Source organism: Proteus sp. fly-1067 (genome assembly GCF_040139345.1).
Lineage (GTDB): Bacteria > Pseudomonadota > Gammaproteobacteria > Enterobacterales > Enterobacteriaceae > Proteus > Proteus vulgaris_B.
Window position 1 is genome coordinate 1 of record NZ_JBEEUL010000063.1, and the last position, 863, is coordinate 863.

Consider the following 863-nt stretch of genomic DNA (forward strand, 5'->3'; position numbering starts at 1 on the left):
CTACATGATAGGTGGTTAAACTTAATAATTTTGTGCTTGACGCACTTCCTAGCTTTTGACGTACCAGTTGAGCGAGTGCTAATAAATTCGCATTTTCATCTGCTGTTAAACGTGCGGCTTTTTCAAAGTCAAAATCGATTCCAACCAATTGAATAGTGCCGACTTGTTGATATAGGCCATTAACTTTTTTGTATACAGGAAACGTTTGATTTAAGAGTTTGACTAAACCAGTAGCAACCAATTCACGACTTGCTGCGGTGTTAATTTTCTCCCAAATACCTTCATAGGTTTGTCCACCAAAGGCAACCATCACTTTTTTATTTGGATTGTCAAATTTGAATTGTGTCCACGTTAAATAAGATGAGCTGATCCAATAGCTATCAAAACTTGGCGTGGTCATACCGTCAGAGACCTGAATATTTCCTTGCGCATCCCATTGCCCAAAAGATAATATCAAGGTATCAACATTAGAGCGTGCTATTTCTACCTCTGCCAGTGATGGGATCCCCCAAGAGGTTAGATAGCTAATGGCTCTTTGGGTGGCTTGAGCGCTAAAAACAGGTTGCATTATTGTTGAACAACTTATTATAAGAGCAATCGTTAAATTTTTCATGGCATCACCTTTGGCTTGAACATTCAAATAATCGTTTGCTGCTAATTTCGTTAGCTTATACCAGCGTTGCATGTACTCTCATCAGCATCATTTTTGATAATAAGCAATTTAACCTAGGTAATTACTTAATTTTTTCATGGCAGAGTCATATTAAATTTAATATGTGATTGATAATGAGCTTGCAGAAGATAATGAGCTGAAATAAATTAAATGGTGGCTATTTATTACTATTTTTTCTAGCATAGAAAAT

The 863-nt window shown here is 36.3% G+C and carries 1 protein-coding gene; it reads right to left on the reverse strand.

The features are described 5' to 3' along the window. The coding region (locus ABN217_RS19090; protein WP_349459828.1) for a glycoside hydrolase family 18 protein at positions 1 to 685 on the reverse strand (685 nt) is incomplete at its 3' end. Positions 686 to 863 lie beyond the last annotated feature (178 nt).